Genomic DNA, 7,564 nt, shown 5'->3' on the forward strand with positions numbered 1-7,564 from the left:
TTTGTATGGAACCCATCTCCTTTGGGATTATTAAGGGCGAGTAGCCCTTAATTCGTGCCTCCCGCGCCTCGAAAGTAGCGGGTGCTTTTCTGGTTCTCTTTTGGCACGCAAAAGAGAACATCCCCGGCGGCGATGCATTTTGCAAAAGGCATCAAACTTTAAACACACGACCACGCTTCGCGCGGGAAGCTCTTCGTCACTTTCCCACGCAGAAACGTTCAAACACCTGTTCGATCACAGCTTCCGAGGCGTTCTCACCGGTCAGGTCGCACAGGGCGGCCAGTGCGTCGTCCACACAGACGGAAACGGCATCCAGCCCAAAGCCGCTTGCGGTAGCATCCAGTGCACCGGCCACAGCGTCCCGCGCACGCAGTGCGGCGGAAAGCTGACGCTGGCCGGACAGACTGGCGGCATGGGGGTCGATCTGGCTGGTACCCAGCAGGCGGGCCACCGCAGCGGAGATCACCTTGCGGCTCTCCTCCTCCTGACAGCACACCGGCAGCACCATGGCAAAGCAGGGCGCTATCAACTCTGCGTCAAATTGCGTCGGTTTATCCTCTTTGTTGATAAGTGCAATGGCTGGACGGCCTGTGCAACGCTGTGCAAGCTCCAGATCTTCCCGCGTGGGCGGCTCAGAGCCATCGAACACAGCCAAAATCAGGCCTGCCTCCTCCAGCTTTTTCCAGCTGCGGCGGATGCCCTCGGCTTCAATGGCATCTTCGGTCTCGCGCAGACCGGCGGTATCGAACAGATTCAGCTGGATATCCCCCAGCTGCACCGCCTGCTCCACCACGTCACGGGTGGTGCCAGCCACCGGCGTGACGATGGCCCTGTCGAACCCGGCCAGCAGGTTGAGCAGTGTGGATTTGCCCGCATTTGGTCTGCCCACAATGGCGCAGTCCACACCTTCGCGCAGGACGGTATCCGCCTGATAATTATGGATCAACTCGTCCAGCTCTGCCTTTACCCCACTCAGTACGCGGTGCAGATGGTCACCGTCCAGCTCCGGCACATCCTCTTCGGGAAAATCCACCCATGCGGCAAGGTGAGCCTGAATGGCGGTAAGCGCTTCCTTCTGGGCACTGATCTTCTTTGCCAGCGCACCGCCCAGCGCGGCATTGGCCAGCGCGGCACCCTGACGGCCATCCGCCGAGATCAGATCCATCACCGCTTCGGCCTGCGTCAGACCCAGCTTGCCGTTCAGGAACGCGCGGCGGGTGTACTCGCCGGGCGCGGCAGGCTGCGCACCGGCAGCAAGACAGGCTTCCACCAGACGGCGGGCCACGGCGCTGCCGCCATGGCAGGAAAGCTCCACCACGTCCTCACCGGTATAGCTGTGGGGCGCGCGGAAAAACAGGGCCACGCCCTCATCAAAGGCTTCGTCCCCTTCCCGGAATGTGCCGTACATGGCGGTGTAGCCTTTGGCATCCTCCACCTTTTTTGCGGCGTTGGCCGGGCGGAACACCCGGGCTGCTATGGGATAGCTCTCCGCACCGGAGAGCCGCACGACGGCAATGCCGCCTGCGCCCGGCGCTGTTGCAATGGCTGCAATGGTCGTTTCCTGCATGGTTTTTTCTGGCTTCCTTTCCGCGCCCGGTCTGGCCGCTTGCTCCCATCTGCCCACAGCAGCGAGACGAATACAGTTTCATTGTACCACGAAATGCTGCGGAATGGTACTGTTTTTTCAACCAATTCCCGGGAAACGGTTGAAAATCCGCCCGTTTCTCACACAAAAAAGGGGCTTTCCGTCCCAACACGGAAAGCCCCTTTTTACAGGAAACTGTTTTTTAGAACTTGGCGATATCCGCCGTGGTGATGGCCTTGCCAGGCAGCGTGCGTGCATCGGCATTCTCATTCAGGGCCAGCTTGCCCTCGCGCAGCAGCTGCACAGCCTTCTGGTGATCGGCAGCCTTCCAGTTGTTGCCCACGATCTTCCAGTTGTTGTTCACGTGCGGCTCAATGGTGCCGCCCTTCACGGTGCGGATGTACTCGCCCAGCAGCTCGCGGATGCCGCCCACGTCGCCGCGCACATCGATCTCCAACAGCTTGGGCAGCTCTTCGCCCGGCAGGAAGATGTCCGCAGCCGTCAGCAGCTGGGTGGTGGCGCGGTAGTTGTTCACTGCCACCACAAAGGTGTCGGTATCCTTCACGGCCTTGCCGTTCGGCCACTTGAGGTTCTTGATGCGGTGGCCCGGCTCCTTGGAGACGTCCAGCTCGTAGTTGACACCCTCAAAAGCATCGTACAGGTAGTAGCGCACCGAGGGGTCAAAGGCGATGGTCACTTCATCCGGCTTCCATGTCTTGAAGAAGGCAGCAGACCACTCCATGAAGCGGCGCAGCTGCTCGCCGGTCATCTGCAGCTTGTACAGGGTGTTCTGGTAGGTGTAGATGCTGGCCATATCGCACTTGCGGATGGTGCCCGCGCGCATCTGGGAGGTCATGGAGGTCAGGGCGGTAGCAGAGACCTGCGCACCGGTGTAGTACATCTGCACTTCGTTGATGAAGTCCAGCAGCGCGGTATCCTGCACCATGGCCTGCGGCAGGCAGTCGATCTCGTTTTCGGGGGCCAGATCGCCGCCCTTCAGCTCGCCAATGGGGGTAACAGCGTCTTCCTTGGCGCGGGTGTCGTAGGAGGCCAGCAAAGCGGTCAGCTCCGGATCGGGCTCGTACTCCTTGATCTGCAGGTTTTCAGAGGTGCGGTTCACGACCTTCCACTTACCGTCCAGCTGGCGCTCCAGATAGACGTGGATCTCGGACAGGGTGGCACCGGCGTTCTTGTTCTCCACCACCAGCACGTTGTTGATCATCATGTTGGGGATGCTCCTGTGGCCGTGGCCGCCCACGATCACATCAAACTCCGGGCAGGCATTGGCCAGATCGGTGACGCCGGAGCCATAGACACCGTACTCGTTCTCGGTATCCATGTGCATGACGCCGATCAGAACATCCACCTGATCCTTGATCTTATCGATGATCTTGCGGCTCTCGTCCACAGGGTTGGTGACCTTCCAGCCCTCCAGATTCTTGGCATCCCAGCGGATGATGTTGGGGGTGACCATGCCAATGACACCGATCTTGACGGTGCCCTTCTTGATGATGGTGTAGCCATCGGCCAGCGGGGTGCCGTCCGGTGCGTAAACGTTGCCGGTGAGCACCTTGGCCTTTTGCTGTCCCATGACCTTTTTCAGCACATCCATGCCGTAGTTGTACTCATGGTTGCCGGTGGTCCAGATATCATAGCCGATGGCATTCATGGCAGCGATCATGGGATGCAGGTCATCGTTCAGGAACAGCTCTGCGGAGTTGGCCTGAATGGTATCGCCTGCATCCACCACCAGCGTGTTCCGGGTGCGGCACTGCTTGATGGCAGTCGCCTGCTGGGCCACACTGCCGGAAGCATCTGCCTTGTTGGCAGCGTAGTCCCAGGGGTCGAATTTGCCGTGGGTATCGCTGGTAGCAAGGATCTGCAGATCCATGCTCCACAGAGACTTGATGTCACAGGCGGCTGCAGAGGGTGCCATGCAGCTGGCGGCTGCGATGGTTGCGGATGCCCCTGCACCACGCAGGAAGCTGCGGCGGGAGATCTTGTTCTGAGCCATAGTTGAATACCTCTCTTTTCATCATTCTGTCTGTTCTTCACGAACAGAACGCTCTTGACTACAGTATAAATCCTCGACCAATTGTTTTACAATTGCCATTTAAGAGAAAGATTTCGGCAAAAAACAGGCAGTTTCTCCAAATTTTGAGAAGAATGACTTTTTTATGCTCAGTATACCGCAACAGCTGCCCGACCCGAAACCAGCTTGGCGTTAGATTTTGGTAAAATCCTTTTTGCGTGAAAAAAGGTCTCCGGAAAATCCGCAGATTTTCCGGAGACCCTGATTTCAAAAGTAATTCCGTATTACAGCTCGATCTTGCCAAAGCTGAAATCGGCAAAATCGTCCACGCGCTCGGTGCGCTTGGGTGCTACCGGTGCTGCATTCTCTGCATCACGGGGTGCATAGGTGCGCTCCGGCACGCCGGAAGGCCGCGGGCCGCGGGGTGCACCATTGCGGCTGCCACGGTAACCGCCGCGGTTTCCATTGTGGTCGCCATGCTCAGAACGGTTCCCGCCGCGATAGCCGCCATTGCGGCTGCCGCCGGGACGACGGCCATTGCCGCGTCCGCCGCGGGGACGGCGCTCGCCATAGGTGTTCTCGGTCTGTGCATCGGGTGCGGTGGAGTAGATGACCACACGGCGGTCACGGCCTTCGCCCTTGCTCTCGCTGCGCACGCCCTCCATCTTGCTGATGGCAGAGTGGATGATGCGGCGCTCGTAGGGGTTCATGGGTTCCATGGCAAAGCTGCGGCCGGTCTTGCGCACCTTGGCACCAATGCGCTGTGCCAGTGCGGTCAGGTCGCTCTCGCGCTTATCGCGGTAGCCGGCCACATCCAGACCCAGCTTGATGTAATCGCCCTCCAGACGGTTTGCCACAAGGCTTGCCAGATAGGAAAGGCTCTCCATGGTCTCGCCGCGGCGGCCGATGAGGGCACCCAGCTTTTCACCGTCCAGACGGATGATGGTAGCTTCGCCCTTCTGCACAGCGCTGAAGGTGACATTCTCCACGCCCATCAGGGCAATGACCTCACGCAGGTAGTCCACAGCAGCCTTGATCTTAGCGTTCTCTTCGATCACGATGGGGACTTCCGGCTCCTCTTCCTCGGCAGCGGGCCGCTCTGCAGCAGCTTCTGCAGCGGGGGCAGCAGGCTCTTCGGCCTTTGCTTCCGGCTGTGCTGCCGCAGCGGCAGGCTCCTCTGCCACGGGAGCGGCCTTGACAGCCTCCTGCACGGGAGTCTTTTTCTCAACAACAGGCTCAGCGGGTGCTGCAGCCGGAGCGTCCGGCTCCTCCACGCTCACGCACACCTTAGCGGGGGTGAGCTTCAGGCCCAGAAAACCAGTCTTCTGGGGCATTTCCAGCACTTCGCAGCTGACATTCAGATCATCGGCCTGCACGCCCAGCAGAGCGCAGGCTTTTGCGCGGGCTTCATCGACCGTTTTGCCGGTCGCTTCCTGCTTACGGATCATAACCGTTCATCCTCCTCTTATTCTTTATCCTGCTTGTTCAGCTCGCTCAGCGGCACGGTACGCTCGTCCTTGTAGCGCTCCTCGTCCAGCTGGCGGGCATACTCCAGACGGCGCTTGTTCATCTCGCTGGCAGAAAGGTTCTTTTCCGTGGTCTTGCCGGTCTTGGGATCGGTGACCTTGACGGTAGTGTTCTTCACACCGCGTTTTTCCTGCTTTTTCTTTTCTGCGATCTGCGCTTCGATCTCCTTGCGCATCTTATCGGGGTCGTACACCTTGCGCATGACCTGAGTCTGCACGGTCATCACGATGTTGGAAATGACGTAGTACAGAGAGAATGCCAGAGGATAGGTGAAGCAGAAGAACAGGTACATCAGCGGCATCATATACATGGTCAGCTTCATGCTGCCCTGCATCTGCTGGCCGCTGGCCTTCATGCTGATATGGGTGGACAGGAGCATGGTGATGACCGACAGCAGCGGCAGCACGATGTCCAGAGAAAGGCCCAGCTTGGGGATGCGGGTCAGGTCGATGCCGAGGAAGTTCATGTGCTGGCTGAACTCGGTAATGGTAGCGATCTGCTCGGCGCTGAAGCAGCCCAGCACACCGCCGTTGCCAGCAACCACCTGTGCGATGATGTTGGTATCGCGGGTGATGGCGGTAAAGGCGACGCCGGAGGCGGTCAGGGCCTCACCGGCGGCGGTCAGAGCCGCAGCACTGATGTGGAAGATGCGCTCCAGCGGATTGTACACGACACCGATAACGCCGAACATGACAAGGAAGTTCAACAGCATGGGCACGCAGCCTGCGGTGGGGCTATAGCCGTAGTCCTGCTGCAGCTTGAGCATTTCTTCCTGCTGCTTTTCGGGCTTGTCCTTGTACTTGGTCTGGATCTCCATCATCATGGGCTGGAAGGCCGACATTTTAGCCATGCTCTTCTGCTGGCTCAGCTGCAGAGGGATCTTGACGATGTTGATGAGCAGCGTGAAGATGATGATGTCCCAGCCGTAGCTCGGGAGCAGCTTGTAGATCCACTCCATGACATAGCCGAGAGGACCGCTCAGGATGTAAAAGAAGTTCATACCTTTGTCCATTCTGCCCCGTCTGTGGCACGGGACTTGTTATTTTTATCGTAGGACACGCTGCCCACAGTGCACCGCGTCACAAGAAGCATATTTACTTTTCCACCTTTTGCTTGTGCCGTGTGGAAAACAGCTTTGCGGGCTGCAGCCGGCAGGCAGGGTTCTGCCAGCGGCCCGGCTCCGGCACCGGGTCAAAGCCCCATTTGCCGAAGGGATTGCACCGGGCGATGCGCCATGCCCCCAGCAGGATGCCCTTTACGCACCCATGGGTCATGATGGCCTGCATGGTGTAGTTGCTGCAGCTGGGCGTAAAACGGCAGCTGCGGCCGATCCATGGGCTGAGAGTGTACTGGTAGGCCCGGATGGGCACGCACAGCGCGCGGCGGCAGATGTACTGCAGGCGGTTCATGCGTCCGGCTTTTCCGCCTGTGCCCTGCGTGCCGGGGGCACGGTGGCAGGGGGCGGCGCATCCGGCCGTTTGGCCTTATCCGGCAGACCGGCCTGTGCAAACAGCTTTGCCACAATGCTGCTCAGCTGCCAGCTCTTCAGCCGCGGGGTCATACCGCGGGCTACAAAGATCAGATCGTAGCCGCCGATGTTGTAGTCCAGATGCTCGTCGATGGCCGCCTTCATCACGCGGCGGGCGCGGTTGCGCTGCACGGCGTGGCCGATCTTTTTGGTGGCGGTCAGACCCACGCGGGTCTTTTTGCTGCGGGTCTTGAGCACATACATCACAAGACCGGGGTTCACATAGGATTTGCCGCGGGCATACACTCTGCCAAACTCGCTGTTGCGGCGGATGGGACGATAGCGCATGATTCCGCGCCTCCTTTCTGTGGCTGAGAACACGCCCCGAAGGGTGCATTCTTCAGCCAGTATATCAAAAATTTTTCGACTTTGAAAGCCCATGCGGGCATTTTTACGAAAATTCTTTCAATTTTCAAAAAAAAATAAGACCGCTAATCCAATATCAGCGGTCTTTTGTGCGCATATTCATTTCTGCGCCGGATCCCGTCATAAAAGGCCGGATCAGACAGTCAGGCTCTTGCGGCCCTTTGCACGGCGAGCATTGATGACCTTACGGCCGTTCTTGGTGCTCATGCGGGTCAGAAAGCCATGAACTTCCTTGCGCTGACGCTTCTTGGGCTGAAAAGTTCTCTTCATGGTTGTATCCTCCGTAAAAACTTATCCCCGGTATGGGGTCTGATGTGGTCCCAGATTGGGGACAGGCTTGCAATTCAACAGTATATCGCATAGTATGGCGTTCTGTCAAGCATTTTTTTCGCTTTCCTTCAAACTTTTTTGTGAAAAGATTTTCAACTTTTTCACCATTCTGCCGTGGAAAACTCTTTTGCCACAAGATATTGTGGCCCTGTTTTGCCCATGCCACAACGGCCGTGCAGGGGCTTTTCTTATGTAT

The 7,564-nt window shown here is 58.4% G+C and carries 7 protein-coding genes; all 7 read right to left on the minus strand.

The window, feature by feature from the left end; genetic code table 11:
- Positions 1 to 196: 196 nt before the first annotated feature.
- A complete protein-coding gene (mnmE, locus tag ACGHUK_RS14100) occupies positions 197 to 1,567 on the minus strand; it encodes a tRNA uridine-5-carboxymethylaminomethyl(34) synthesis GTPase MnmE (protein ID WP_390574548.1) in 1,371 nt (456 codons plus the stop codon).
- A gap of 220 nt (positions 1,568 to 1,787) precedes the next feature.
- A complete protein-coding gene (locus ACGHUK_RS14105; protein WP_349137350.1) occupies positions 1,788 to 3,599 on the minus strand; it encodes a 5'-nucleotidase C-terminal domain-containing protein in 1,812 nt (603 codons plus the stop codon).
- A 302-nt stretch (positions 3,600 to 3,901) separates the two neighbouring features.
- Positions 3,902 to 5,065, minus strand: coding sequence for an RNA-binding cell elongation regulator Jag/EloR (gene jag, locus ACGHUK_RS14110; RefSeq protein WP_338427831.1), 1,164 nt, complete (start codon positions 5,063 to 5,065; stop codon positions 3,902 to 3,904).
- Positions 5,066 to 5,082: 17 nt separating this feature from the next.
- The gene (locus ACGHUK_RS14115; protein WP_242960033.1) at positions 5,083 to 6,144 is read right to left on the minus strand and encodes a YidC/Oxa1 family membrane protein insertase; all 1,062 of its coding nucleotides are present in this window, start codon (positions 6,142 to 6,144) and stop codon (positions 5,083 to 5,085) included.
- Positions 6,145 to 6,238: 94 nt separating this feature from the next.
- Complete coding sequence (yidD, locus tag ACGHUK_RS14120) at positions 6,239 to 6,553, minus strand: membrane protein insertion efficiency factor YidD (RefSeq protein ID WP_097774097.1); 315 nt, start codon at positions 6,551 to 6,553, stop codon at positions 6,239 to 6,241.
- Positions 6,550 to 6,960 carry a ribonuclease P protein component gene (gene rnpA / locus ACGHUK_RS14125; RefSeq protein ID WP_097774098.1) on the minus strand — a complete coding sequence of 137 codons (411 nt, stop codon included), beginning with the start codon at positions 6,958 to 6,960 and terminating at the stop codon, positions 6,550 to 6,552. Before rnpA ends, yidD begins: the two co-directional genes overlap by 4 nt.
- A 213-nt stretch (positions 6,961 to 7,173) precedes the next feature.
- Complete coding sequence (gene rpmH / locus ACGHUK_RS14130; protein ID WP_005924258.1) at positions 7,174 to 7,308, minus strand: 50S ribosomal protein L34; 135 nt, start codon at positions 7,306 to 7,308, stop codon at positions 7,174 to 7,176.
- Between the last annotated feature and the right edge of the window lie 256 nt (positions 7,309 to 7,564).

Source organism: Faecalibacterium sp. i25-0019-C1 (genome assembly GCF_042854225.1).
Lineage (GTDB): Bacteria > Bacillota > Clostridia > Oscillospirales > Ruminococcaceae > Faecalibacterium > Faecalibacterium taiwanense.

What these genes read in the sequence shown, in the direction of transcription:
- yidD (WP_097774097.1), bottom strand. Translation starts at nt 6,553, where the DNA reads ATGAACCGCCTGCAGTACATCTGCCGCCGCGCGCTGTGCGTGCCCATC.
- ACGHUK_RS14105 (WP_349137350.1), bottom strand. Translation starts at nt 3,599, where the DNA reads ATGGCTCAGAACAAGATCTCCCGCCGCAGCTTCCTGCGTGGTGCAGGG.
- ACGHUK_RS14115 (WP_242960033.1), bottom strand. Translation starts at nt 6,144, where the DNA reads ATGAACTTCTTTTACATCCTGAGCGGTCCTCTCGGCTATGTCATGGAG.
- rnpA (WP_097774098.1), bottom strand. Translation starts at nt 6,960, where the DNA reads ATGCGCTATCGTCCCATCCGCCGCAACAGCGAGTTTGGCAGAGTGTAT.
- rpmH (WP_005924258.1), bottom strand. Translation starts at nt 7,308, where the DNA reads ATGAAGAGAACTTTTCAGCCCAAGAAGCGTCAGCGCAAGGAAGTTCAT.
- mnmE (WP_390574548.1), bottom strand. Translation starts at nt 1,567, where the DNA reads ATGCAGGAAACGACCATTGCAGCCATTGCAACAGCGCCGGGCGCAGGC.
- jag (WP_338427831.1), bottom strand. Translation starts at nt 5,065, where the DNA reads ATGATCCGTAAGCAGGAAGCGACCGGCAAAACGGTCGATGAAGCCCGC.